Below are 24,708 nucleotides of genomic sequence, written 5' to 3'. Positions count from 1 at the left end.
CGAAAAATACTCCTAATGATGTCCCTGCCTGAGTCGTTCATATTCGTCATCGGACAATTGGAGAAATCGATTGCTTGGATAGGCACACATTTACGAAATGGATGCACTCTCGTTCGCTTCGCCCTTCTGCTGAGCAGTTGCGGGCTCGCAGGCGGCGGGGACCGGAAACAAGCGCTCTCGCAGCCAATCGTCCAGCCCGTCAACGCGGTCGGCCGAACAGGTTTACCAAACGGAACGGTCCCGCCGTGGCGGAGATACCGACGCACCGTGTTGCGCGCGCACCCGAATTCCTTCGCCCATCGGTTCGCTCCACCAGCCAAGTTCATGCAGCCGCAGCATCGCTGCTACCTCTTAGGCTGAAGCATCAGCTCTCTCCACATCGTTCTCGACAATGCAGGAATCTCCCAATTCCAATCGCCATCCATGCCTCCTCTCATAGTCGAGGGGGGAGCAGTTTCTCAATTTGCGGACAACTGAGACGTCCGGTGCTCTTAGGCAAAGGAATCATACGAGATCCCTCCTGCAACATCATTTCACGCATCCACAAGCTTGCCGGATCACTATTGTGGAGCGCAGGCCATTGGATGGCCTCCGTGAATGCGGGAGGAAGTGGTGGCGGAAGTTGGACAATCCGCAGGGGTGTTGTTTTTGCGAAATGCTGCGCCAGCCGTAAGGGCATGGTCCCGATGCGGCTGGTGCCGGATACAACGGGCGGGATCAGGCTAAAGCCGTGTACGACAACTTCGATACGTCTCTCGAAACCGTGCTCAAGCAGATACCATTCCTCGACGGAGAGCTGCCGGGTGTCCCCGAATTTGAGGACAACCTGCCCCATCGATAAGTATCGCTCCAATGTAAGTGGCTCTGACAGCTGCTTGTTCGTGCGGCAGCCTACGCATACGAGCTTATCTTCGAACAGGGCTGCGCGAGGATGTTTCGACATGAATACTTCCGGCATGATCAGAAAATCAACGTCGCCGCGCCGGAGAAGCTCCTCGGGGTCGTCGGAAATAGGGAGACATTCAAAGCGGACGGCGGGAGCTTCCCGCGCAGCACGTTCTACGATCTTCTTAAAAAATACGAGCGTGATGTAATCGGAAAGGATGATCCGGAAGCGACGATCCGATTGGGCTGGGTTGAAGGCGTCCCAGGAAATAATCGATAGCTGGATGTGCAGCAATGCCTCCCTGACTGCTGGGGCGAGCCCCTCAGCGCGCGGTGTCAAAATGAGCTCGCGGCCGCTCATCGTAAATAGCTCATCGCTGAAATAGGCGCGTAACCGAGCAACGGCGGCGCTCATTGCCGGCTGGCTCAGGTTAATACTGCGGGCCGCCGCGGTGACTTTACGTTCCCTGACCAGAGCGTCCAACACAACGAGGAGGTTCAGATCGAGTCCTTTAAAACGCATGTCTTGATCTAGGCGGCGTGTGAATGGGTTGCGCCCAAACATCCAATTCGAATGGTGAGTAGCGTCAACGCATCAGCCTTCGACGAAAAAGAGCAATCGAAAAGAAGAAGGGCAAAACCGTGTATATGCAAAGCGCGCCGATATGCAGGCCCATTTTGTCAATCGGACGGCCAAGCATCGCTGGACGAATGAGGTCGATTGCATGTGCGAGCGGCAATAAGGAGGCAGCATACTGAAAAGCGCCGGGCAATTGGTTGACCGGAAACATCGCGCCGCAAAGGAACAGCATGGGTGTAATAACAAGCGTATTATAAAATATGAAATATTCATAGCTGGGCGCAAGCGCCGTGACGACCATCGCTAGACTCGCGAAGGCGAGGCCATTGAGAGCGATGACTGGCAGCAAGCAGAGGATGGATGGCCACGATGCGTATCCGAGCGTGGTGGCAACAATAGTGATTGCTGTGCCCGCCATGAGGGCCTTCGTGGCTGCCCACGCCAATTCGCCGAGTAAGATATCGCCGAGCGTCAGCTGAGTGCATAGCATTCCTTCCCAGGTGCGCTGGTCGCCCATGCGGCCGAAACTCCCGTAGACCGTTTCAGCGGTCGCCGATGCCATCACGCTTGTGGCAACCATGCCAGCCGCGAGAAACGCAATGTACGAAGTGCCCTCAACAGGACCTATCATTGTTCCGATGCCAAAGCCGAGACCGAACAGATAGATCATCGGATCGGCGAGGTTGCCGAGAACCGATGCAAGCCCGATTTTCTTCCATCCAAGATAGTTGCGGCGCCAAACCGCGACCCAATTCCACGCATTGGCGGGCATGCCCGCCGCATAACGTTCGCCCATTGTTCAGTCCTCCATCTCGCGCCCGGTTAACCGCAAAAACACATCCTCGAGATTGGGGGGACGCTGCAGAAGGCGTAGACCCGTGCGCCCGCGTAGCTGCGCCAGCACCTGCTCCGGATCGGGTGCATAGCAAAAAAGCGTCTCACCGCTCACCTCGATGCGCTGTGCGTACGGCCGGATCAGCGCACCCAGTTCATGCGGATTGCCGCCGTAGACCTCGACCACGTCACAGCCGATCTGCTCGTCAATGAGTTCGGACGGGCGACCTTCGGCGATCTTGCGCCCCTCCTCCATAACGCACAGCCGATCGCACAGCCGCTCGGCCTCTTCCATGAAATGGGTAGTCAAAAGAATAGTCTTGCCCCGCGCCAGCAGCGATCGCAGCCGATCCCAGATCAGGTGGCGGGCCTGCGGATCGAGGCCGGTGGTCGGCTCGTCCATCACCAGCAAGTGCGGGTCATTGATCAGCGCACGCGCGAGCGTCAGGCGCCGCTTCATGCCGCCGGACAGTTCGGCGACGCGCGCATCCGCTTTGTTCTCGAGGCGGGCGAACTCAAGCAGCGATGGTATGACCGCATCGATCTGGCGTCTGCTCATCCGGAAGTAGCGCCCGAACACCAACAGGTTCTCGCGTACAGTGAACGCGGCATCAAGATTGTCGAACTGCGGGACCACGCCGATGCGCATACGTGCCAAACGCGCGCGCGCCGGCACTGGAGCGCCGAGCACAGTAATCTTCCCCGCATCAGGCGATGTCATGCCGAGGACCATACGCGCAATCGTGCTTTTGCCCGCGCCGTTCGGTCCCAAGAGCCCGAAGCATTCCCCCGCCGCAACGCGGAACGACAGCCTGTCGACAACGAGCTTGTCATAAGTTTTGCTTACGTCAGTAAGGTCGATCGCTACCATGGACATGGGTTCATTTTACCGAGAGGGACGACAAAACTGGCGGTTGCTTGGTTGCCTGCCGACCTGAAACTGTGACTCGTCTTCGCCATCCCCGCCGTCGATAACGAACTGATCGACATCACAAGGATCTAGCCGCTGCTCCGCTAAAGCGGCAACAATTGCGTCGAGATTATCGATGGATTGGTAACGCGGATCGTTGTGCCGCTTTTCCTGGTCAACGCAGAAGACGAGCCGTCCATCCTCGACCAGGGCGATCGCCCCATCATGGGTCAGCTTGGTACCACAGATGCGCATAGTGTCTCCACGTTAACGGCGATAGATTCGATTCATCAGGAAGCGGAAATCGGGTTCCGGAAACGGACGAGCAAGCAGTCTTCGTTGACCGACTCGCCCCGACACTCAAGACGCTCTACCTCGATCAACGTTTCGTTCAGCATGGCGATGACCGGCTCAGCACCAGCGGCGTGACCCCAGCGACGGCAATTAGCATCCCTTGCCGATCCGAAGATCAGATGCCCGCCTGGCGCAAGCACCCGCACCAGGTTTTTGACGGCCGCGCGCATCTCGGCTATGTCTCCGAGGTAGTAGAGGACCTCCGCCACAACGATCAGGTCAAACAACTCGTTGGTCGAAAACTGTTGAACATCGGAGACTATCCAGTTGATGCGCGACGGCTCCTTTATCCGTTGACGTGCTCGAGCAATCGCTTGCGCCACGACATCGATGACGGTGAGCCCTTGGCAGTAGGGGTCTAGTTTTTCCGTGAATGCGCCGGCAGCGCACCCGACTTCGAGGGCATTTGTAATGGAGCCTTGGGCAAGCGCCAGCTGGAGCATTTGCGTGTGGCGCTTCTGCTCGAACGGATTGCCGTCGAGGCGCCACGGATCGTCTGCGGCCAATTCCCGATCAAGCAACTGATGATTCGCGTTCTGGGTCAAACTCGTGCACCTCTCGTCCATCAGGTAAGTAGCGATCACTCGTCGCCGCAAATGTTGTCCGACAGGACTAATTCCGAAGAATCCCGCGCAAGATTGAGCCTGCGAAGCGGAGCCGAATGGGGCGAGAATTCTGCCCTGCTGGAACCAGTGATCGGAGTTTGGGTGGGGGCCTGTTTTCCCCCAGTGTTCGATGTAGCGACAGCAGAGCTTCGTGACAGCCAATCGCTATTGCTCAAGGTACACAGCGCGTAGGCCTTCAACGGAAGCAAGAGAAAGACGTTGATGAACGTGTGCAGCGAAAAGCCAAGAAATCGAAATTGTCGAGCACGAAATGCTACCACGCTGCATCGGAGCATGGTCATGGACACAATCATCAGTCCTGTCCACCAAGGCACAGTGCCTGTCAGTGCGAAATGTGCGAGGCCCGTTAATACCGATAGGGCGAGGAGTAGCGCGCCGAGATTCTGTCCGACCACGTCCAACGTGAGATAGCTATTTAGGCTAGGCAGCAAGCGCAGCCCAAGCAGCGTGTCCCGGAATGTGCTTCGTGCCCAACGGAGTTGTTGGCGCAGATACGGTCCGAGTCTGTTCGGAACGACTGTGGCCGCGATGGCGCTCGGAACGTATTCGGTTCGAAAGCCTGCTTTCAGCATCAGGATAGTGAGATGGCGATCCTCACCGAAGTCGCTTGGCTTGCCCCGAAAAAATTGCGACTCGTACTGGTCCAGTAACAAAAGGAGCGCAGACCGGCGGTACATGGCACATGGGCCGCAACAGCACATAACGGCACCGAAGCGAGCCTGTGCCGCGCGCTCCTCGTTGCAAGCCAGCCAGTACTCCATGTCTATCAGCCTGGTCAGCCAGCTCTCGGTTCGGTTACTGGCCGTCAACTGACCCATGACTGCGCCGACCGCTGAATCTCGCATCTTCGGTACAAGCTTGGAAATGACGTCGGGTGCGAGTACCGTGTCTGAATCAACGTTAAGCACCAGATCCCCTGATGAGCGGCGTATCGCGGCGATCTGCGCCTTGCGCTTTCCAACATTCTCGGGAAGCAAAATGATGTCGAACCTGGGGTCGCGCGCGTAGTCTTCGTGGACAGTTCCTAAGGCTTCGCGATTTCCAGAACCGTCATCAACCAAATAGACCCGAAGTCTTCCGGCGTATTCTTGGTCTGCAATGGAAGCCAGGCACTCTGAAAGCGTGCGCGGATCCTCGTTGAAGCAGGGGACGATGACATCCACGCTGGGCAGTTTGTCGGAGCCGACGAGAACCTCCAATGCCGACGAATCCTTTGTCGGCATAGCATAAAGCCCTTGCATGCTCTTATAGGCAGTCGAGAGCAGTGCATAAAGCGAAATGGCCACAGTGCTGGTTGTACCAAGAAGTGTCATGGGATCTCGTTTGTTCAGTGATGTTGAGGAAGTGAGCGGATTACAAATCCGCGCTCACGCAGTGCTGGAATCAGCCGGGACAGCGCCGTGACCGTCTGGTCGCGCATGCCGGCGTGAGCGCCCTGGCTCAACTCGCCGGGAGGGCATCCGTCGTGCAAGAGTACAATTGCGCCCGGCCGGACAGAGGCGAGCACTCTATCAATAATCGCCTCGACTCCAGGGCGAGACCAATCTCGAGGGTCGACGGACCAATGAAGGGCCGCCAGCCCGGCGATCTGTGATGCTGTGCAGACTTCTTCGCTCCAGGCGCCGTAGGGCGCGCGAACAAAGCGGACCGAGGCCTGCGGGCACGCTCTCATGATGGCGTCGTTCGCTTCAAAGACCTCACGTTGCACTTCGCCGAAACCGCATTGGTACAGGTCCGGATGAGACATCGTGTGGTTGCCTACCTCGTGCCCTTCTGCGATCATCCGTTGGATTAGATCTGGGTGCTCTAAGGCGTAGGCGCCGATGACGAAGAAAGTCGCCGGCACCCGCTGCTCTGCCAGCACGTCGAGAATCTCCGGTGTGAAAAGTGGATTGGGACCGTCGTCAAACGTCAGATAAACGCTTCGACGGCCGGTGCCGTCAGAGCACTCACGGCGCACTTCGTACAAGCAATCGGACCAGCTCATAGCTCTGGTCCGTTCCGATCTATCATCGTGCCCGTGGGCCATTCGCTGATCGGCCGTCCAACTGGCAGAACAATGGTGAGTGCGTCATCGATGCGTGTGGGCGGCAGGTCGAGGCGGGCCTCTGGTCGGGTGGAGCGCACGCGAATTCCCGACAAAACGGCCATAGGGCTGTATCGCCGTCCGAACCTCTCAACATGATTCCGCAGCGCGTCCCTGACCGTTCCGAAAGCGAATGGAACGCCAAGCTCCTGCAGTATTGGAAGCATGACATGGATTGAATGGGCGATTCCCAGACCCTCAAGGTCCGGACGTACCCCGTACAGGCCCAGCTCAGCCACCAACAGGTCGACCGCGTCGACCTTGATGAAACGGCGCAGTATGCCCATGTGAGCCGCTACACCGCTTGAATCATAGGCGATTACGCGGAGTTCAGGCCTGGCTCCGGCCCAGCTTCGACTACCTTCGAACGGTTCTGCGTTGGACGCCCCAGTCGGCCCGTACGTATCACGAAAGAACTCGGCGAGCTTAACGTGATCGGAGAGCTGCAACTCGTTTTCCCAGCACAACTTCCACTGCACCTGATGGCGCATTCAGGACCTCTCTTCATATTGGTTTTTGCGGCCGCATTACTCGACCAAAGCGGCGTTGGTGGCTGCACTCAGCCGTTGTCGTTGGCGAAGGTGAGCCAGACGCTCTCTCGAGTTCCGGCCCGTGTCGTCGATTTGAGCTTGACGTCGCTCACTTTCCGTTCCTCTAATGCATGGCTCGTAAATTCGTAAAATTGATTGTTTGAATGATACGCATCCACACGTTGGATAGAACATGACATGCGTTTTAAAGGGCTGGATCTAAATCTCCTCGTTGTGCTGGACGCTCTGATGAGGGAGCGTAAAGTCACTGCCGCGGCTCGCAGTATCAACCTGAGCCAGCCGGCCATGAGCGCCGCCGTTGCTCGGCTACGCGCCTATTTTAACGATGAGCTATTTACGATGAACGGCCGCGAGCTCATTTTGACGCCGCGCGCCGACGGGCTCGCCCCAGCAGTCCGGGACGCATTGCTGCACATCCAGCTATCGATTATTTCCCCCGACGCCTTCAACCCGGCCCAATCGGATCGTCTCTTCCGAATCATGCTTTCCGATTACATCACGCTCGTATTTTTTAGGAAGATAGTAGAGCGCGCTGCGCAGGAAGCTCCCGCCGTTCGCTTTGAATGTCTGCCTATTTGCGACGACCCCGAGGAGCTTCTCCGGCGCGGCGACGTTGATTTTCTGATCATGCCGGAAGTGTTCATGTCGAAACATCCTCGCGCAGCCCTGTTCGAAGATAAGCTCGTAGGCGTAGGCTGCGGCACGAACAAGCAGCTGTCGGAGCCACTTACATTCGAGCGATACTTGTGCATGGGACATGTTGTGCTCAAATTCAGGCACACCCGGCAGCCCACCATGGAGGAATGGTATTTGCTCGAGCACGGTTTCGAGAGACGTATCGAAGTTGTCGTACAGGGCTTTAGCCTGATCCCGCCCGTCCTGTCAGGCACCAACCGCATCGGGACCATGCCCTTACGGCTGGCGCAGCATTTCGCAAAAGCAACACCCCTGCGGATTGTCCAACTTCCGCCGCCACTTCCTCCTCCTGCATTCACGGAAGCCGTCCAATGGCCTGAGCTTCACAATAGTGATCCGGCAAGCATGTGGATGCGGGAAATGATGTTGCAGGAGGCATCTCGCCTGGCGCCTTTGCCTGAAATCATTGAGCGTCTCGGGCACGCCGATCCGACCTTTCGTTTCTTGGTACCGACTGCCACCTCGAAATCGCGTGCGAAGTCCCGGAAGATGTTAAGCCCCACCTAATCGCCCCCTGTAGACGGGCCGATCAGCATCTCGACAAGCGCCGGGGCGGCGCGTGTTGCCTACGTTCTGGGGCTGATCTCAGGCGAGTTGCTCGTCGAGGATGTGTGGCAGAGTGATGCCAGCTGCCTTGATTGCCCGCCTTGGCCGTAGGTGGTGACGACGCGAGCATTCTTTCGATGGCGGCTTCTGGAGGCGGACGCGATCGCGTCGGAGCGGTTGCCCTTCGGGCGTCGGGCCTTTGGCCCGGCAGAGCGGCGCAGTTCCTTGCTAAGTGCGAGGGGCCGGAACGAGCAGAACACACGCCCGGGCTGCTACTGAATTGACTGCCGCCTCGATTTGCGTGCGAAGTCCCAGAAGATGGTTAGCCCGGTTAAATTCCTGCCTTGCCGGCTGTGCCGCGGCTTTTCACGTGCAGCCAGGCGAGGAGATGGCGGTCGACGAGGTCGACCCCCCAAATGGACTGTGCTGGCCTCGCTCGGCTATTGCCGTGCGGGATCATTGACCACACCCCCTTCACGAGAACGTCGGGCATGTTGGCAGTAAAGCCGGTGGAGGTTGACGCTGCGGATCTAGGCAATCTACCTCGCGCTTCCGCCTTAAGGCGCCGCCGATACCCAATTGGCTCTTCGTCCTGGGCCGCGGCTAAGGCCCGGGGGTGCGCCCACCCGTGTGGAGGGACCATCATTCAACTTTCTCTCGTTATGAAAGGAAACTCCCGCTTAGGATAGACTCCTTCATATATTTTCCGGCAGATGGATGTCGAACGGCAGAAATGTCTGGCCGGGTGTTTCAGCGGTGCCGGTCTCGATAGCCCGTGTCATCAGCGTTATCAGCTCCTGGCAAAGCCGGCGCATTGGCGTGGCGACCGCCATCGTGACGATGTTATCTGCGAGCGCTGCCCGAGACTCAGGTGTGATTTCATTCACGATCGCGACGAGATCCCGACTTTTGCCCTCTTCTCGGAGCGCGGAGATGGCGCCCTCCATGCCGCCGCCGGCGACATAGAAGCCGACGAGCTCGGGCTCCCGCTGCATGAGATCAAGCGTTGCCTCGTAGGTGATCTGCCGTTTCTCGAGGTTCATGACCGGATCCAGCACCTCGAACGTGGGCGCGTTCTCACGGCAATAGGAGCGAAAGCCGACGTCACGGAGCTCGTGCCCCTGGAAACGATGGCTGCCGACAAACACCGCCACTTTGCCGGGCCGTTTTGCGACCTTGGACACCATCCAAGCGGCCGTGCGCCCCACCTTGCGGTTGTTGAGGCCGATATACCCCTGTCGCACGCCGGCGGCGAAGTCGGAAAGCAGCGAGAAAACCGGAATGCCCTTGGCCTTGAGGTCCTCAACCGCTGCTGTGATTTTCGGGTGGTCCGGTGCCACCATCGCGATTGCATGGCAGCGTGCGCCCAACTCCTTGAGCGGCGCGATCAGGTCGCTCGGCATATGTGACGGGGCGAATTCGACGAGCGGAATGCCGTGGAAGGACTGGGCCAAATTGACCGATGCTTCGACCTCGCGCGCAAAATCTTGGTAGAAATGCTGGGCCGGTTTTCTCAAGATGAAGCCCAGACGGTAGTGCGGTAGGTCTCGCCGCAACCGCTGCTTGATTAGCCCGGCAGCATGATAGCCGATCGCCTGGGCGGCGTCGTGGACCCGCCGCGCGGTCTCCTCGCGCACCGGATGGCGGGCGTTCAGAACCCGATCGATCGTTGCTACGCTGACTCGGGCTTCGCGGGCGAGATCGGCAATCGTGGGGCGCTTGGTCATAGGTCCTATTCTGATTGGTTTTTGACGCGGGCCGGCTCTCTGTCCGCCTAGCGCGTTTCGGTTTCGGGTGGCAAAGTGAAGACGTCCCCATACGAATGGGCACAACGTGTTGGACGAACATCATTGCAGACGTAAACCGGCCGGGTATACTGAAAGGCTCATTCGCTTAAAGGGCGGTGACGATTTGCACTCACACATTTAGCGCTTCTGATACATGGTCCGTGAGGAGCCGTTTAGAGGCTGCGGGTCGGTCGTTCAGTTATGTGACCAGCTAAGCGACTTGACAGGTCGTGGGCCGCCCACCTTACTTGCAGGAGGGTAGCCGGTTTGATGCCTCGGTAAGCTGATGACCGCTGAAGGCAGCTTTCATCTGTGCTCGGTCCAACTCTCCTTCCCAGCGTGCGACGACGAGGGATGCCACTGCGTTGCCGACGCAATTCGTCAGCGCCCGGCATTCGGACATGAATCGGTCGATGCCGAGTATCAGTGCCATCCCAGCAACGGGAACACTCGGAACTACCGCGAGCGTAGCCGCCAGGGTGATGAAGCCCGCACCTGTCACACCTGCAGCGCCCTTGGAGGAAAGCATTGCTACGAGCAGCAGCAGCACCTGATCGCCGATGGACAGATCCGTGTTCGTCGCCTGTGCGATGAAGAGAGCCGCTAGCGTCATGTAGATATTCGTGCCGTCCAGATTGAACGAATATCCGGCCGGGATGACGAGACCCACAACCGAACGCCTGGCGCCCGCCTTCTCCATTTTCTCCATCAGCGACGGGAGCGCCGCCTCCGAGGAGGACGTTGCGAGGACAAGCAGCAGCTCTTCCTTGATGTAACGAATGAGAGAACAAATAGAAAAGCCGTTGTAGCGGCAGACTGCGCCGAGAACCCCGAACACGAAGAGGAAGGCGGTGAAATAGAACGTCGCGACCAGCATCGCGAGGTTGACTACCGAACCGATGCCATATCTGCCGATGGTGAAGGCCATCGCGCCAAAAGCGCCGATCGGCGCGGCCTTCATCAGAATTCCGACGAGCTTGAAGACAGGCACAATGAGCGCCTGGAGGAAGGAAACGACAGGCTTGCCCGTCTCTCCGGCCATCGCAAGCGCCATGCCGAACAGAACCGAGAAGAACAGCACCTGCAGGATGTCGCCTTCCGCGAAGGCACCGACGATCGTTGGCGGGATGATGTTCATCAGGAAGCCGGTGACCGACTGCGCTTTGGCTTTTGCGGCATAGGTATTCACGGCCTGGACATCGAGCGAGGCCGGATCGATGTTCAGGCCGTCGCCAGGCTGGACGACATTGGCGACGATGAGGCCGACGATCAGCGCGAGCGTTGAGAAGGTGAGGAAATAAACCATTGCCTTGCCGGCGACCCGGCCGACCTTATGAAGATCGTTCATGCCGGCAATGCCGGTCGCAATTGTCAGGAAGATGACAGGCGCGATGATCATCTTGACCAGCTTGATGAAGGCATCACCCAGCGGCTTCAGGCTCTCGCCGGTCTCCGGATAAAAATAGCCAATTGCGACGCCGAGCGCGATGGCGGCAAGCACCTGGGCGTAGAGCTTGGTGTAGAAGGGTTTGCGGGGCGCGGGACTCGCGCCGCGGACTTGTGCAGCTGACACTGTTTCTCTCTCCCTGACCGGATCGAGGTGGCGTGACTTCTCCCGGGCTTCTCCCTATCGCGGCGCTCCGGTCGAACGCTGCACCAACGCCGCCGCAATACCCATGCCAGATGAATCCGCATCACCTGAACTGACGTGGGCTCGCCAATGATGGAGGAATGCGGTGTCAGACCAGCGGGCAAGGCCGCGGTCCGAACGCCCTTGATGGTCTCTGGCAGAGTGCTTGCGGGTCGATCCCTCTGGCTAGCGGCTTTGCTGCAAAAAGCGTGGTGGGTTCCTCATTAGCCGGCTTTGGACCGGGCCCCATCGTTGGCGCCAGCGCGTACCAATAGGTCGCCTGTTCAAGGCCGTCCAGATGACAGGCTAACTTACCCCTGTTCGGAAGCGCTCGTTTCTAGACAGCCTACGACCATGCAGCCACTGCAATCAGATATTCGGACGGCCTTTTGGACGACCAATTTTGCAAATCAACGCCCGCAGCAGGGGCAGCCGTTTCCAAGCGGTCGCATCGTAATCTGTTCAGACTTTTCGATACGCTCATTGAGTGTGCCGATTTCGGCCCCAGGCTGGTGATGGTGCTGACCAAGACGATGCGATTCAGAAGTTGCGGGCACCGCCTACGAAGTCGTACTCGATGCCAGCTTCGCGCCTTCACACGCGACATCGCCGCCGCCTGATCAACTCGAGAAAGATGGCGGTTGCCGCGACCGACCAGTGCCGTTGGCTGTTATTATCGCTCCCGCCCCTCCTTCGCGGGCGCTGGTGAATGGCACGGCCCCGCATTTACACTCCGCGCGGTCAGCGGCTCGGGCAAGGCATGGCCGGCCCAGGTATTTCTGCTTCAACGCAAAGATAGAACTGATGAATCCTATCATAGGCCGCGAGGTTTCCTTTCACAGATGAAAGAAAGCTCGATTGACTATGCCGCCTCGCTCCAGTCTTTTGAAAACAACGTGTGTTTGCCCGGGGCAAGCCAATAACATGGCCAAGCCTCGTGGAGGGAGTAGCCAAGCGATGCGTCAGGGCTAGACCCGCTTTGCACTCGACCACACGGCGGCGGCACGAGTTCACGTCGGAGCATTTTCGCGCGTGCCCGCGATGTCGCGGGCGCACATGCCGCCAGCCTAGATTTGATGGCGCGAGATCGAGGATCACATGCACCACAACATTAGCAAGTCAGAACAGAATGCCCGCGACTGCGGCATATCGCTGCCGAATGCGATAAAGGGTTGTCCAAAGTCCGACACGAATCCTGCGAGTGTGGCATTGCACGAGCGCGCGCTAACCGGCATCTTCGAAATATCGAAAGTACTCGCCGATGCCGCCCGGCTCGAACTCAAGTTGGCCAAGGTAGTCGATCTCCTGCACTCGTTTGTGCAGATGCGGCACGGCATCATCGCTCTCTGCGATGCCGAGGGCGGACTGGACATCACAGTGGCCACCGGCTGCGGCACGAACGGCAATGAGCCCTCCCGGTCGCGCCTGCCGCGCAACGCCATCGACCAGATTGTGACGACCGACACGCCGCTCCTCGCCGAGGACATAGCGATGCATCCGACCTTCACTGCCGCTGATATCGAGGTGCTTGGGGCCTCCGACACCGTGTCGTTCATCGGCGTTCCCATTCGTGTTGATGGGAACGCCATAGGCGCGCTGACTTTGGACCGGGTTTTGGAAAGCAGGTCAAGCTATCGGCTCGACGATGATGTCCGGCTGCTTACCATGATTGCCAACATGGTGGGACAGACAGTCAAGTTGCATCGCTTCTCCGCGGCCGACCGCGAGCGAACGCCGGAGCTGGAACATCGGCTGCAAACGAAATTTTCTGATGTTAAGCACCCTGCACCCCGGCGCAAAAAGGTCCACGTCGAGGGGATGATTGGTGACAGTCCGGCGATAAGCGCCCTGCTGGAGAAGATCGCGGTCGTAGCCAAGGCAAAAACCACAGTTCTGCTGCGAGGTGAGTCCGGTACCGGGAAGGAGCTGGCTGCCAAGGCAATTCACGAGTTGTCGCCGCGCGCCAAGCGGCCCTTCGTTAAACTCAATTGTGCAGCGCTCCCAGAGACAGTCCTGGAATCCGAATTGTTCGGTCATGAGAAGGGTGCCTTCACAAGCGCATTCAATTCCCGCAAGGGGCGCTTTGAGCTCGCTGACAAGGGGACGTTGTTTCTGGACGAGATTGGCGAGATCTCGGCCTCGTTCCAGGCAAAGCTACTGCGCGTGCTGCAGGAGCAGGAGTTTGAGCGCGTCGGCAGCAATCAGACCATCAAGGTCGATGTTCGCGTGATTGCCGCCACGAACAGGAACCTGGAAGAGGCGGTTGCAAGGAATGAGTTCCGCGCCGACCTATACTACCGCATCAACGTGGTTCCCTTGCTGGTACCAGCATTGCGCCAAAGGCGCAGCGATATTCCGCTCCTCGCAGCTGAGTTTCTCAAGAAGTTCAACGACGAGAACGGCTGTACGCTCACCTTCGATCCGCATGCGATTGAAGTGCTGATGAAATGTGAGTTTCCCGGCAACATTCGCGAGCTTGAAAATTGCGTGCACCGGACAGCGATCCTGGCCGAGGGACTGTCAATCGGGAGAAACGACTTTGCCTGCTCCCAAGGCCAATGCTTTGCCGAGGCGCTGTGGAAGTGCAGATCGGGCAAGGCCGCGCTGCAACCACCGCCGATCCTGCCGGAGTCAGCGAATTTGGCCACGCCCCCGGACGAGGCCGCCAGTTCGGCCGCGACTAACCCGCTTGCCGGCGCAACCCACCCAATTGGCGCGAGGACGCCCGATATAGAGCGCGTCATTGCTGCCATGGAAAGATGTGGCTGGGTGCAGGCAAAGGCAGCGCGCTTGCTTGGGCTGACCCCGCGCCAGATTGGCTACGTGCTGAGGAAATACGGCGTCGAGATCAAGCGTCTTTGAAAGCATGACCCTGGGCATGAGCTGAGCCGCTTAGCGCCTTGGCGCCGCGCAGCGATGCAGATCCGCGTCCGCGTCAACTCGATTCGACCGAGGACAGCCTGGCTGAATTCCCATCTCAGCCGGCGCTGCGCCCATTGTGTGAAAGGCAACCCTGCCATCGTCAATCCCGTCCGCCATGTTGCTCTCGTTGCGAGCTCATACGGATGCCCCCTGTGTGACTGAAACGGAGTTAAATATGTCCGACGCAAAACTGCAAACTGTGCTTTCGGCTCTTTCGCAAGTGACACGACAGTTGGATGCTCTGCCGTCCAACGGACCAGCGCCGGACGCAAATTTTATCAAGCTGAATACGAATGAGAACCCGTTTCCGTTGCCGCCAATCATAATGCAAAGTGCAGTGGCGGCCCTCAAGCGCCAGTATCTATATCCGGATGACGATAACTTCAGATTGAGGGAAGCAGCGTCCAGCACCTATGGCGTTTCCAGGGATCAGGTCATCGCTGGCAACGGGTCGTCTGAACTGCTCGGACTGATCTACAGAGCTTTCCTCGCACCCGGCGACAAGGTTGCGATGATGTCGCCAGGGTTTTCGTTCAACCGCAAACTTGCCATGCTTCAGGGCGCTGAGTTCCTCGAAATCGGATGTCAAGCTCATTCCCTGCCAATGGAGCAATTGCTTTCCGGTGCGGCAAAAGATGCCAAGTTTATTATGTTGGCCAATCCAAACAATCCGACCGGAACATTCCTCCCGATAAGCGATATCGAATGCCTCGTAGCACAATCGGACCGCTTGATTGTCCTCGATGAGGCCTACGTCGACTTTGCACCCGATCACGGACTGCGCCTCATCAGCCGGTATTCGAACCTTCTGATCTTGAGGTCATTCTCGAAAAGCTATGCCGCCGCTGGCATTCGCGTCGGTTTCGGTTTCGGTCACCCTGAAATTATTGGAAGGCTGCGAAACATCCAGAACGTCTTCAACATGAACGTGATCGGGCATGCCGTTGGTATCAGCGTGCTTGCGCATCGCGGCGCCTACGCAGACAACCACAAGCACATCGAGGATGAACGAGAGCGAGTGACAGTTGCACTATCGCAACTCGGATTTTCCGTAACACCCTCCCGCGCAAATTTCTTGCTGGCCCGTGTGCCCGCGGGACAGGACGGCTCATGGTGGCAAGCAGCATTGGAGAGGCAAAAGATACTTGTCGCGTTTTTTCCAGACAAAGGCTTGGAACACTGTATCCGCGTCAGCATCGGCACAAAAGAGCAGATGGATGAATTTCTTGCTGCCGCTGGCGACATTGCTGGAAGCTTAACGGTGCCAAGCTCCAGGGGCAGGGAAGCGTCAGGCTCTGCTTCTTCGTTACGCTGACGCTAATCGGCGATCAAACACATCTCTTCCGACTTGCTTGGTGATCCCAGCAAGAAAACAGCCTTCTTTTAAAATCGGGGACTTAAAGAGTGACAAACGTCTTTCCTTCAAACCTGGCTTTCGGCATCTTCGATCATTTGGATGAGGATGGCCGCGATATAGGCCGGCAGTACGAAGATCGCCTCATATTAGCAGAGGCGTGCGATCAGCTAGGGTTCTATGCCTATCATCTCGCAGAACACCACTGTACTCCCCATGGGAGAGGTCCATCGCCGAATCTGTTCTTATCGAGCGTCGCCCAGCGCACCCGGCGCTTGCGTCTCGGACCCTTGGTGATGCTGCTTGCGCTTTATCATCCGCTGCGTGCGTTCGAAGAGATCTGTATGCTGGACCAGTTGAGCGGTGGCAGGCTCGAACTGGGCATAGGGCGCGGTGCTCTCCCGACCGAATTGGGCTACTTCGGGATTGGTGCGGACGCGGTGCCGGGCCGTTATGCCGAAGCCAGCGAAATTCTTATGGAAATACTTGTTAATTCGAGGGAGGTCGGCACGCTATGCTATCAAGGCCGCCATTTTGATCTCAATGACGTTCCTTTGACGCTAAGACCTCATCAGCGTCCACATCCGCCCACATGGGTCGCTGCCAATCGACCCGAGTCCGCAGCTTGGGCCGCTGCGAATGGAACAAATATCGCGTGTGTAGGACCTTCCTCTTCTGTTCGCAAAACTACTGATGCGTTCCGCGCCTATCGAGAGGACAACGCAGGCGGGGGGGATCAAGGGAGATTTGTCGGATTGCTCCGCATGGTCGTGATTGGGCGTTGTGACACACATGCCTATTCGCTCGCGGCACCTGCTTACGCACGCTGGCTCAAGAGCTTCCAATTCCTTTACGAGCTTAACGCTATCCCCACTCCACCAAACTTGCCGCTGACCTTCGATGCGGCAGTCGAGAGTGAATTGTGCGTGGTAGGATCAGCAGAGTCTGTGCGAAAAGCTCTGCTAGATCAGTTGGAAGAGGCAGGTGCCAACTACCTGCTTTGTCAAATGGCATTTGGAAATCTGCCGCTAGATGCTTCCCTTTACACCGCGACGACCATTCAGTCCGAAATCATGGCTCGACTTGGCTGACCATGAAATTCGCGGCCTGAGGTTACATCCTTGTGCAGCGCTCCTCACACCCACGTGCTCGAGCGTGCGCGTGGTGGGGCGGGCAATCGGGAGGAGGCCAAACTGACGACGAGGAGGCGGCACAGAATACCAGCTTTGTGCGTTGGCTGGCGTCTGGGCCATCGTGTGAACATGCACGATCCTAAGGAGAGGGTAGCCGAGCGCGTCGCGATGCCGGCACGCGCCTGCTCGTCGCGCTGGCGCTAGTCGTTGCCCATAGCCAGCCGCAGGAGGTTCTTCTCGCCCGGGGCGGCGTCGGTGCGGCGCCCACTAATCCAGCTTCATCAGCGGCCCGTCGGTAGCAAAGCCGTCACTCGCTACGGCGCTATTGAGGGCGCGCTCGCGAGCGGCTTTGCGACGCCCAGCCAACACCTCGAGCGAGCTCGCCCGATGATGGTGGTGCACCGCGGTCGGATACGATGCTGGAGGAAATCGTTCGCAGCCGGTCTTCACGAACTGCGAGGAGTGCTCGTTCTTGAATGCTGGCTGCTGGCCGGACGCGGTGGCCTGAGTGGTCTGCCGACACGCCCGAAAGCCAACGCCACTACCACAAGGCCGCCAAGATGTCAGGTCTGAGAGCCAGCTTGGACGGTGGTATCGTGTTCGGGAAGGTCGTCGAAGGAGGCGTAGTTGAAATAGTAGAGTTTGGAATACAGGCTGCCCATGGCTATTAGCTCATCGTGGTTGCCAGTCGCAACAACTTGGCCATTCTGAAGCACGATGATGCGGTCGGCCCCCCGGACCGTGGCGAGACGGTGGGCGATGACGAGGCCAGTCCGCCCTTCAAGCAGCTTGATCAGAGCCTTCTGAATCTGCAATTCCGTGTAGCTGTCGATGTTGGCGGTAGCTTCGTCGAGCACGAGGATCTTGGCGTCAGCGACGAGGGCGCGGGCGAAACTGATAAGCTGGCGCTGGCCGAGAGATAAGTTGTCGCCGCGTTCGCCAAGTTGGGTCTCATACCCGTCGGCGAGGCTCATGACGAAGTCATGCGCGCCGACGGCCTTGGCCGCCTCGATCACCTTGTCGCGCGTGGCTTCCGTCTTCTGGTATCGAATGTTCTCGAAGACCGTCCCGGTGAACAGGAATGGCTCCTGCAGCACCATGGCGACCTGGCGGCCGAGCGATTCCTGGGTGAGGTCGCGTACATCATGTCCGCCGACCAGCACCTGACCCTGCTGAACATCATAGAAGCGGTGGACCAGGGCCATCGAACTCGATTTGCCAGAACCGCTCGGTCCGACTATTGCGACCGTCTCGCCCGGATTGACCTTGAACGAGACATTTTTCAGAACCGAACGGTTCGGATCGTAGCCGAAGGTGACGTCCCTAAACTCGACCGAGCCGTCCATTTCGGGCGAAAGCACCTCGGCATTGGGTTTGTCCTTAACATCGATCTTGACGTCGAGCACATCGGTCAGGCGCTTGCCTGAGGCCATGGCGCGCTGCATGACCGAATATTGCAGGGTGAGTGAGCGGATCGGGTCAAAGAAGCGCTGGATGTAAAATAGGTAGGCTACCAACACGCCCACATCTATACGGCTATTCATGACCATCGAGCCGCCGACCACAATAACGGCGGCCAAGGCGAGGCCGGTGATGCCATCGACGATGGGCACCATGACCAGTGCATATCTGGCAGCGATCAGGTGGGTCCTGAGGTTGGCATGGGCCCGATCGTCAAAAAGACTGAAATTCACCTGCTGGCGGTCCATTGACTGTATGGTCCGCACGCCGTGAATGGCTTCGGCCAGCGCGCCATTGACGACGGAATTGGTTTCGTGTGCAGCCATGAAGGCGTCGCGGGCACGCGGCAACCAGACAATGCGGACGATCACCAGGATCGGCAGAACCGATAGCGTCAGGAGGCCGAGGCGAAAGTCGAGCCACAGCATTACGAAAACGATGCCGAAGAGAAGCGCAACATCGCCTAGGGAATATACCGAGGTTTCCAGGAACTCCTGTATGGAGTTAACGTCGCCTTGCAGGCGCGACATCAGGCGTCCGACCTCGGTCTTGTCCATGAAAGAGAGCGAAACCTTTTGCAGATGGCCAAACATGGCGCGGCGGATGTCGAACAGGACAGTTTCGGCCATTTTCCCATCCAAGGCTTCCTGCATGTAGCCGGCGGCGAAATTGACCAAAATCGCCGAAAGGAACGCGCCGACGGCCGCAAGCTGGGCTGAGCGATCGGGCCTTGCCGGGTTCATGCCGAGGTCGATCGCGTAGCGGATGATCAAGGGGATGAGAAGCTGCGTCCCGGTGAAGATCAGCATCGCGACAATCGTGACAACTACCTTTGCCCGGTAGGGATGGACGAAGCCCCAGATGCGACGGAGGATGCTCTTGTCGAAAGCCCGGCCGAACATCTCCTCCTCGATCCGGTGCGAGCCGACGACCGCGCGCGGAGGGCGTCTCCCGTCGTCACGTTCGGCTTCGAGTTCGCCGCGGCCCTGGTCCATCAGCGGGCGCCCCCATCCTGGCTAATAATGCTATCACCCGGGCGCGTCTGGAGATCGTAAAGGGCCCTGTAGCGTCCCCGCTTCGCCAGAAGCTCTTCATGCGTGCCGCGTTCTACGATTTCGCCTTTATCGACAAAAAGGATTTGATCGGCATGCTTAAGCGCACTCAGCCGGTGCGCGATGATGATCGTCACCCGATCCTTTGCGAAGCGCCGCATCGCCGCGCGAATGCGCAGCTCGGTGCCGGCATCGATCGCGGCCATCGAGTCGTCGAAAATGATGACGGAGGGGCGCAGCATCATGGTGCGAGCAATCGTGAGACGCTGGCGCTGGCCGCCAGAGAGAGAAACGCCGCGTTCGCCCACGACCGTCTCATACCCTGCCGGGAGCCCGAGGATGTAGTCGTGGAGCTGGGCGAATTCTCCAGCGCGTTCAATTCGCTGTCTCTTCGCCCAGGGATCGCCATAAGCGATGTTGTTCTCGATCGTTGTGGTGAATAGGAACGCATCCTGCTGTACAACCGCGACCGCCTTGCGAAGGCTCTCGAGGGTGACATTGCGTACGTCCTGGCCGTCCAACGTGATGGCGCCATCGGTCACGTCGTAAAAGCGGGGGACCAGATGAGCCATCGTCGATTTGCCGGAACCCGGCGGACCGACGATCGCGATCGTCTCGCCTCTCCGGGCCTCAAAGCTGAGGTTCTTCAGAATGGCGCGGTTTTCGGCGTTGGGGTAGGCAAATGAGACATTGTGGAAGCGCAGAGTGCCGTCACTTATCTCAAGCGGTCTGGCCTCGAGAGCATCCCTGATTGTGATCTCCTGATCGAGGAGACCGAAAAGCCGCGAACCGCAGCTAGAAGCGCGGGCAAACGCATTGACCATGAGACCGATCTGGCGGACTGGCATTTGCAGCATGGTCATGAAGGTCAGGAAGGTCGCCATGGTTCCGACGCTGATCTCGCCAGCGACGAGCTTGTTGCCACCGATCCCAAGCACCAATCCCATTGAAAAAAAGTAGGACAAGGTCATCGCCGACGTGTTTGGTACGTAGATGTCAACGAGATCGTTGGCGAGGTCGAGCGCGTTCTTGGAAGCGCCGTCGAACTTCAGCATCTCATAGGATTGAGCCGCAAAAGCGCGGACCACACGGATACCTGCGAGATTTTCCTTCATCACGCGGCTTAGTACCGAAAGGCGCTCATAGAGGTCGAGCCAGGTGGCGCGCAGCCTAAGCTGTGTGGTCGATGAGCGCCAAGCGACAAAAGGCACGAAGCTGAGCGCGGCCAAGCCGAGCACGGGATCGGTCGAGATCATCATGTAAGCGCCAATCCCGATCAGCATCGCCAGCAGGAGCACCCGCATGAGCCCGGTGGAAAAATACATCCGCACGCCTTCGAGATCGAGCATTCCGGCGGTTATCAGATCGCCTGAATGGACCCGGTCGTGAAAGGAAAAGCTGAGACGCTGGATCTTGTCGTAGTAGGCGAGCCGCAATTCGTACGCGACATGATGCCCGACGGCTTCGGCAAAATAGTTCTGCGCCATCGTGAAAACGCCGCGTAGCGCGCTGACGGCGAGCAGCAGGAGAGCCGGGGCCCAGAGCGCTTGTCCTGCCGCGGCCCCCGCGACACCGCCCCCGATAGCTGTCTGGGTCTGGTCGACAGCCCGGCCGAGAAGCTGGGGAATGAGCAACTGGAGGATTGCCGCCATGATCGTCGAGCCCATAGCGAGGGCAACCTGCCACGGATGGCGCAGATTCATACGCGTGATGCGCAACAGCGTACTCAAATCCCGGCCCCAGCGCGCCGCTTCAACATGGGCCAACGAATTCAGTGCGTTCGTTGCGCCGCCGACAGCTTCACTGTTCACGGGTGTATTCCCGACTGCATTTTGCGCCTTCGAGGAAAGCCGAAGCAGACATCATCAAAGGCATCCGCCATTGTTAATCCCGTCCTCAACCTGCAGCCGTGCCCGTTCCCACAAGCCGAGCCGCCGCTTGACCTACTGGCATGTCGATCACCGTGATTCCGCTTGCCGCAAGGAAACGCGCTTCGTTTCTGGTCAGGGTTTCGGCGTCCATTACGGTGCAATAGGGACCGCGGGAGCGCTTCATGATCTGTCTGGCGTAGGTGCGCAGCATCTGATCGTTGAAGCGGCAGCCAACGAAGAAAAATCCACGGGTGATGCGCCGTTCCTTCACAGCGTCTGGGATCGGTGTCTGGATATCAATTTCGGACAGGACTTCGACGTAGTCGGAATCTGCGACGAGAAAGTTTTGCGCGGGCGTAATACTCCCGTGAGGTGAATAGAGAACCGTCTTGGCCCCCAATCGGGGGTCGAGCTCCCTCCCGGACAAATCGTAGGTTTTCGTCCAAATGTTGCCGATTTCATTCGCGCGCGTGACGCCTTGTATCTCAACGACGTCCGTTCGGCCCGTCTCTACCAGAGCCGTGCGCATCGCGCTGTCATACCAGCTGTCGATGATGAGGGAGAGTGGCAGCCTTGCGAGCCAGGCGTGGAAGGGGGTCGGCCCCACCGGCGCTGCGAATATGTCGGTCATCCAAGCTTGAAGGGTCCGGCGATGCCGGCGCTGTTCGATGAACTGCGCAACCGACCACATATTGGTGCGGATCCTGGAAGGGGCAGGAGCCCGTGCGTTGAGTGCCGCGGCAACAACCTCCGGGGTATGCGGCACAGGCGGTTCCACACAGTTCAACTCAAGAAGACCCGGACCGAGATAGGGGATCACCTCATCGGCGGCGAGCGCTCCCTTCGCCAGGTCAAGCAGCTTTTCAGCAAAACTGTCCCGCACAATGACGAGGTGGCCCGATGTCAGGATCGTGTTCATCTCGTTTCCTCGCGACGCACCTAGGGGCAGCATCAGCCCTCTTCGGAAATCTTCCTTGCCTCGACGGTGATCGGCAGACGCGTATCATGTGGGAGATCGGGTAGGAGGAGCCGCCACCCGTTCCTGAGCGTGACCGTTCCGCCCCACAACTCTTCCTTCTCCAGTTTGATGATCGGCTCTTCGAGGTCCTTTTTGGGGACATACGCCGACAAACCAGCATCGGTCCTGCGGATCATGACTTTCATCTGGCCGTCCCTTCATTGGTATTGCTTTCAGCACTGCAGGGCGCCTCGGCCTTGTCGAGGCTCATCAGTTCACGCGCTCGCATACCGACGACGGTGCCACGGTCGATCCACTCGACCGCATAGATGAAGAACTGCTGGAGAAAGGTGCCAATGTCGCGCACATATCCCTCGTCCCCCTTCCGCACGAGATTTTCGCCGATCTCCCTGCCAGGATAGGTGCCGTCATTCTTTATGTGGCGAGTGGCACGTACCCGCTCTCCCGGCATGAATCGTGGAGGCCTGCGGATTTCGATCTCCTCTTCGCGTCCGAGCGACATGTCCGTTCCCTGATTTCTCTTGCGGCTGAGATTGCGAACAAGGCGTTCCAGGCGTCCTGCGTAGGCAGCCCCCAACCATGTCGGCAGTCCAATGTCCGTTACGCAGGAACGCAGGTCTTCGGCACCGGACATACCGAGGCACATTGCTGCGCATCGAAGACCCCCTCGCATTCGGTGCACTTCTGTGACTCGATCACGTAGCTCTCGCCTTTGAACTTGATCGCGCCCGAAGGACATTCGAATTCGCAGGCGCCGCATTGGGTGCATTGGGATGCGATGATCTTGAAAGCCATTTTAACTCCTGGTCCGAATGAATGAGACAGCTCAGGCCGTCGCCGCGAGTGTGGGGGTCCCAGACGCGGCGATGTAAATCGCGCTGATTGCTGTCTCGATATAGTCATGGGCACAGGCGTCGGTGGCTCTGATTCCGGCCTCCGCGAGCTGATCCTGCGGGCAATTTCCGATCTTGGCGCACAGCACGATATCTATGCCTTGAAGCGCTGCGATGACGCCATCGAGGGCGGCTTCTGCGCCCCAGCCGCCGAGGCAATACTTGTCCACCTTCCGATGCCCGACGAAGCTGATCCCTTTCAGCGAGGCTTGATAAACCTGGAATTCCTTCGCATGGCCGAAATGCTCATTGACGCGGCCGCCGCCCTTGGTCGCTACCGCGAAGAGAAGGGACTTGCCGCGGCTCGCTGCCTTGACCAATCCGATCGCTTCTCTCCTAGCCTCGACGTGATCACGGCGCTCCTCCGCGACCAGCTCCCGATAGGCCTTGCGTTTGCTGGCATCGTAGGTGACCTCGCCGGGAATCCGGTCGACTGTGAATTCCTGGCCACGATCTTCTCCGAGCAGGCCCACGGCATCTGCCCGGCACTGCCGGCAGTGCCGCATCAACTGGGCGCCACCTTCGACACGATCCTGAAGAGCCTTCATCTCCATTGCGTTTGGGCCGCGCTGCCCGCTCAGTCCGTAATGCGTGCCGTGTGCCGGGTCCGAAATCAGCGGCATAAGGTTGTGCAGGAACGCGCCTCGCTCCTTAACCCATCTATTCACCTCGATCAGATGCTCATCGTTCACGCCTGGGATCACCACCGAGTTGATTTTGGTGAGGATGCCCCGCGCGGTCAGCATCTCCAGGCCCAACATCTGCCGTTGGTGCAGGATCCGGGTGGCTTCAATGCCGACGTAGCGGCGATGATCGTGAAAGATCCAAGGATAGATCTTTGCACCGACCTCAGGGTCGACCATGTTGATCGTGATCGTCACGTGATCGACATTCATGTCAGCAAGCTCATCGACACGGTCGGGCAGCGCCAGCCCATTCGTGGATATGCAAAACTTGATGTCTGGGATTTCCCTGGCGACCCTGGCGAAGGTCGCCTTCGTCTTCTTCCAGTCGTAGCAGGCGTCGCCCGGTCCGGCGATGCCGAGCACGGAAAGCTGCGGCACCTCGTTGGCGACCGCGATCACCTTGCGTAGCGCCTGTTCGGGCGTCAGCTTTTCAGAGGCCACCCCAGGCCGGCTTTCGTTGGCGCAGTCATATTTGCGATTGCAGTAGTTGCACTGGATGTTGCAGCCCGGCGCGACCGCGACGTGCATACGCGCGAAATAGTGATGCGCCTCTTCTGAAAAGCAGGGGTGATCCTTGATCTTCTCCCAGACAGCCGGATCCGTGTCGTCGGGCTTTGTCGACGAGCCGCAGGACGAAGACGCGCAGCCACCGGGTTTCATGGTGCCAAGCAACTGGTCACCGAATGTCGTGCTGAGGCTCTCAAGCGAAATTGCCGGTGCAGACATGAACGGCTCCGTTGCTGCGTGATGTCGCAGTTCAAAGCGCAAGAGCTATGCCAGCTCAAAGAGCTGTTTCGGTTCACGAATAGGCTTCTCGTGTCAGATTCCTTCGGATTGCTCCGACACACCTTTGTCGGGCTTACGACAGTGGA

20 protein-coding genes and 2 pseudogenes are annotated in these 24,708 nt (G+C 58.6%); 4 read left to right on the top strand and 18 right to left on the bottom strand.

Annotation, left to right across the window (positions count from 1 at the left end):
• Positions 1-165: 165 nt before the first annotated feature.
• From NKH22_RS27525 to NKH22_RS27485, 9 genes and pseudogenes are all read right to left on the bottom strand, one after another.
• Positions 166-425, bottom strand: a pseudogene (locus tag NKH22_RS27525) (hypothetical protein); the annotation flags it as partial.
• A gap of 8 nt (positions 426-433) precedes the next feature.
• Positions 434-1,408 carry a LysR family transcriptional regulator gene (locus NKH22_RS27520; RefSeq protein WP_023806356.1) on the bottom strand — a complete coding sequence of 325 codons (975 nt, stop codon included), beginning with the start codon at positions 1,406-1,408 and terminating at the stop codon, positions 434-436.
• Between the two features lie 64 nt (positions 1,409-1,472).
• Complete coding sequence (locus NKH22_RS27515) at positions 1,473-2,261, bottom strand: ABC transporter permease (RefSeq protein ID WP_023687364.1); 789 nt, start codon at positions 2,259-2,261, stop codon at positions 1,473-1,475.
• A gap of 3 nt (positions 2,262-2,264) precedes the next feature.
• A complete protein-coding gene (nodI, locus tag NKH22_RS27510; protein ID WP_023706355.1) occupies positions 2,265-3,176 on the bottom strand; it encodes a nodulation factor ABC transporter ATP-binding protein NodI in 912 nt (303 codons plus the stop codon).
• Positions 3,177-3,230: 54 nt separating this feature from the next.
• Positions 3,231-3,464 (bottom strand): annotated as a pseudogene (locus NKH22_RS27505) (carbamoyltransferase N-terminal domain-containing protein); the annotation flags it as partial.
• Between the two features lie 35 nt (positions 3,465-3,499).
• Positions 3,500-4,129, bottom strand: a complete 630-nt coding sequence (nodS, locus tag NKH22_RS27500; protein ID WP_352557337.1) for a nodulation methyltransferase NodS — start codon at positions 4,127-4,129, stop codon at positions 3,500-3,502.
• Between the two features lie 14 nt (positions 4,130-4,143).
• Entirely contained in the window at positions 4,144-5,502 is a 1,359-nt protein-coding gene (gene nodC / locus NKH22_RS27495; protein ID WP_023806352.1) for a chitooligosaccharide synthase NodC, read from the bottom strand.
• A 14-nt stretch (positions 5,503-5,516) separates the two neighbouring features.
• Positions 5,517-6,176, bottom strand: a complete 660-nt coding sequence (gene nodB, locus NKH22_RS27490; protein WP_023806351.1) for a chitooligosaccharide deacetylase NodB — start codon at positions 6,174-6,176, stop codon at positions 5,517-5,519.
• Complete coding sequence (locus NKH22_RS27485; RefSeq protein ID WP_023694280.1) at positions 6,173-6,766, bottom strand: NodA family N-acyltransferase; 594 nt, start codon at positions 6,764-6,766, stop codon at positions 6,173-6,175. Before NKH22_RS27485 ends, nodB begins: the two co-directional genes overlap by 4 nt.
• 237 nt (positions 6,767-7,003) lie before the next feature.
• On the opposite strand from NKH22_RS27485, the gene NKH22_RS27480 reads away from it, so the two are divergent.
• Entirely contained in the window at positions 7,004-8,029 is a 1,026-nt protein-coding gene (locus tag NKH22_RS27480) for a LysR family transcriptional regulator (RefSeq protein WP_023807977.1), read from the top strand.
• A gap of 734 nt (positions 8,030-8,763) precedes the next feature.
• On the opposite strand, the gene NKH22_RS27475 is transcribed toward NKH22_RS27480, so the two are convergent.
• Positions 8,764-9,795, bottom strand: a complete 1,032-nt coding sequence (locus NKH22_RS27475; RefSeq protein ID WP_023672231.1) for a LacI family DNA-binding transcriptional regulator — start codon at positions 9,793-9,795, stop codon at positions 8,764-8,766.
• 304 nt (positions 9,796-10,099) lie between these two features.
• Positions 10,100-11,428: a dicarboxylate/amino acid:cation symporter gene (locus tag NKH22_RS27470; RefSeq protein WP_023706359.1), complete on the bottom strand. Its 1,329-nt coding sequence runs from the start codon at positions 11,426-11,428 to the stop codon at positions 10,100-10,102.
• A gap of 1,155 nt (positions 11,429-12,583) precedes the next feature.
• Between NKH22_RS27470 and nifA the strand changes: the two genes are divergently transcribed.
• The 3 genes from nifA (at position 12,584) to NKH22_RS27455 (ending at position 16,852) form a co-directional block, all read left to right on the top strand.
• A complete protein-coding gene (gene nifA / locus NKH22_RS27465) occupies positions 12,584-14,347 on the top strand; it encodes a nif-specific transcriptional activator NifA (RefSeq protein ID WP_352911802.1) in 1,764 nt (587 codons plus the stop codon).
• Positions 14,348-14,582: 235 nt separating this feature from the next.
• Positions 14,583-15,722, top strand: coding sequence for a histidinol-phosphate transaminase (hisC, locus tag NKH22_RS27460; protein WP_352911799.1), 1,140 nt, complete (start codon positions 14,583-14,585; stop codon positions 15,720-15,722).
• Between the two features lie 89 nt (positions 15,723-15,811).
• On the top strand, positions 15,812-16,852 hold the full coding sequence (locus tag NKH22_RS27455; protein WP_031198794.1) for an LLM class flavin-dependent oxidoreductase: 1,041 nt from the start codon (positions 15,812-15,814) through the stop codon (positions 16,850-16,852).
• Between the two features lie 605 nt (positions 16,853-17,457).
• On the opposite strand, the gene NKH22_RS27450 is transcribed toward NKH22_RS27455, so the two are convergent.
• The 7 genes from NKH22_RS27450 to nifB all read right to left on the bottom strand — a co-directional run bounded on the left by NKH22_RS27450 (position 17,458) and on the right by nifB (position 24,562).
• Positions 17,458-19,350, bottom strand: coding sequence for an ABC transporter ATP-binding protein (locus NKH22_RS27450; RefSeq protein ID WP_352911796.1), 1,893 nt, complete (start codon positions 19,348-19,350; stop codon positions 17,458-17,460).
• Positions 19,350-21,218 carry an ABC transporter ATP-binding protein gene (locus NKH22_RS27445; protein ID WP_352520147.1) on the bottom strand — a complete coding sequence of 623 codons (1,869 nt, stop codon included), beginning with the start codon at positions 21,216-21,218 and terminating at the stop codon, positions 19,350-19,352. Before NKH22_RS27445 ends, NKH22_RS27450 begins: the two co-directional genes overlap by 1 nt.
• An 85-nt stretch (positions 21,219-21,303) precedes the next feature.
• Positions 21,304-22,197 (bottom strand): SIR2 family NAD-dependent protein deacylase, encoded by an 894-nt coding sequence (locus NKH22_RS27440; RefSeq protein WP_352515287.1) that lies wholly within the window; start codon positions 22,195-22,197, stop codon positions 21,304-21,306.
• A 32-nt stretch (positions 22,198-22,229) separates the two neighbouring features.
• Positions 22,230-22,442 carry a putative nitrogen fixation protein NifT gene (nifT, locus tag NKH22_RS27435; RefSeq protein WP_023672220.1) on the bottom strand — a complete coding sequence of 71 codons (213 nt, stop codon included), beginning with the start codon at positions 22,440-22,442 and terminating at the stop codon, positions 22,230-22,232.
• Positions 22,439-22,759 (bottom strand): nitrogen fixation protein NifZ, encoded by a 321-nt coding sequence (locus NKH22_RS27430; protein WP_023687354.1) that lies wholly within the window; start codon positions 22,757-22,759, stop codon positions 22,439-22,441. Before NKH22_RS27430 ends, nifT begins: the two co-directional genes overlap by 4 nt.
• 98 nt (positions 22,760-22,857) lie before the next feature.
• On the bottom strand, positions 22,858-23,052 hold the full coding sequence (locus NKH22_RS27425) for a 4Fe-4S dicluster domain-containing protein (RefSeq protein ID WP_023672218.1): 195 nt from the start codon (positions 23,050-23,052) through the stop codon (positions 22,858-22,860).
• A 31-nt stretch (positions 23,053-23,083) separates the two neighbouring features.
• Positions 23,084-24,562 carry a nitrogenase cofactor biosynthesis protein NifB gene (nifB, locus tag NKH22_RS27420; protein WP_352520148.1) on the bottom strand — a complete coding sequence of 493 codons (1,479 nt, stop codon included), beginning with the start codon at positions 24,560-24,562 and terminating at the stop codon, positions 23,084-23,086.
• Between the last annotated feature and the right edge of the window lie 146 nt (positions 24,563-24,708).

This window comes from Mesorhizobium sp. M1252 (genome assembly GCF_040318265.1).
GTDB lineage: Bacteria > Pseudomonadota > Alphaproteobacteria > Rhizobiales > Rhizobiaceae > Mesorhizobium.
Note: the sequence above shows the minus strand (reverse complement) of the source record. Positions and strands in the feature narration are given on the sequence as shown.

What these genes read in the sequence shown, in the direction of transcription:
- NKH22_RS27520 (WP_023806356.1), bottom strand. Translation starts at nt 1,408, where the DNA reads ATGCGTTTTAAAGGACTCGATCTGAACCTCCTCGTTGTGTTGGACGCT.
- NKH22_RS27515 (WP_023687364.1), bottom strand. Translation starts at nt 2,261, where the DNA reads ATGGGCGAACGTTATGCGGCGGGCATGCCCGCCAATGCGTGGAATTGG.
- nodI (WP_023706355.1), bottom strand. Translation starts at nt 3,176, where the DNA reads ATGTCCATGGTAGCGATCGACCTTACTGACGTAAGCAAAACTTATGAC.
- nodS (WP_352557337.1), bottom strand. Translation starts at nt 4,129, where the DNA reads ATGGACGAGAGGTGCACGAGTTTGACCCAGAACGCGAATCATCAGTTG.
- nodC (WP_023806352.1), bottom strand. Translation starts at nt 5,502, where the DNA reads ATGACACTTCTTGGTACAACCAGCACTGTGGCCATTTCGCTTTATGCA.
- nodB (WP_023806351.1), bottom strand. Translation starts at nt 6,176, where the DNA reads ATGAGCTGGTCCGATTGCTTGTACGAAGTGCGCCGTGAGTGCTCTGAC.
- NKH22_RS27485 (WP_023694280.1), bottom strand. Translation starts at nt 6,766, where the DNA reads ATGCGCCATCAGGTGCAGTGGAAGTTGTGCTGGGAAAACGAGTTGCAG.
- NKH22_RS27480 (WP_023807977.1), top strand. Translation starts at nt 7,004, where the DNA reads ATGCGTTTTAAAGGGCTGGATCTAAATCTCCTCGTTGTGCTGGACGCT.
- NKH22_RS27475 (WP_023672231.1), bottom strand. Translation starts at nt 9,795, where the DNA reads ATGACCAAGCGCCCCACGATTGCCGATCTCGCCCGCGAAGCCCGAGTC.
- nifA (WP_352911802.1), top strand. Translation starts at nt 12,584, where the DNA reads ATGCACCACAACATTAGCAAGTCAGAACAGAATGCCCGCGACTGCGGC.
- hisC (WP_352911799.1), top strand. Translation starts at nt 14,583, where the DNA reads ATGTCCGACGCAAAACTGCAAACTGTGCTTTCGGCTCTTTCGCAAGTG.
- NKH22_RS27450 (WP_352911796.1), bottom strand. Translation starts at nt 19,350, where the DNA reads ATGGACCAGGGCCGCGGCGAACTCGAAGCCGAACGTGACGACGGGAGA.
- NKH22_RS27440 (WP_352515287.1), bottom strand. Translation starts at nt 22,197, where the DNA reads ATGAACACGATCCTGACATCGGGCCACCTCGTCATTGTGCGGGACAGT.
- nifT (WP_023672220.1), bottom strand. Translation starts at nt 22,442, where the DNA reads ATGAAAGTCATGATCCGCAGGACCGATGCTGGTTTGTCGGCGTATGTC.
- NKH22_RS27430 (WP_023687354.1), bottom strand. Translation starts at nt 22,759, where the DNA reads ATGTCGCTCGGACGCGAAGAGGAGATCGAAATCCGCAGGCCTCCACGA.
- NKH22_RS27425 (WP_023672218.1), bottom strand. Translation starts at nt 23,052, where the DNA reads ATGGCTTTCAAGATCATCGCATCCCAATGCACCCAATGCGGCGCCTGC.
- nifB (WP_352520148.1), bottom strand. Translation starts at nt 24,562, where the DNA reads ATGTCTGCACCGGCAATTTCGCTTGAGAGCCTCAGCACGACATTCGGT.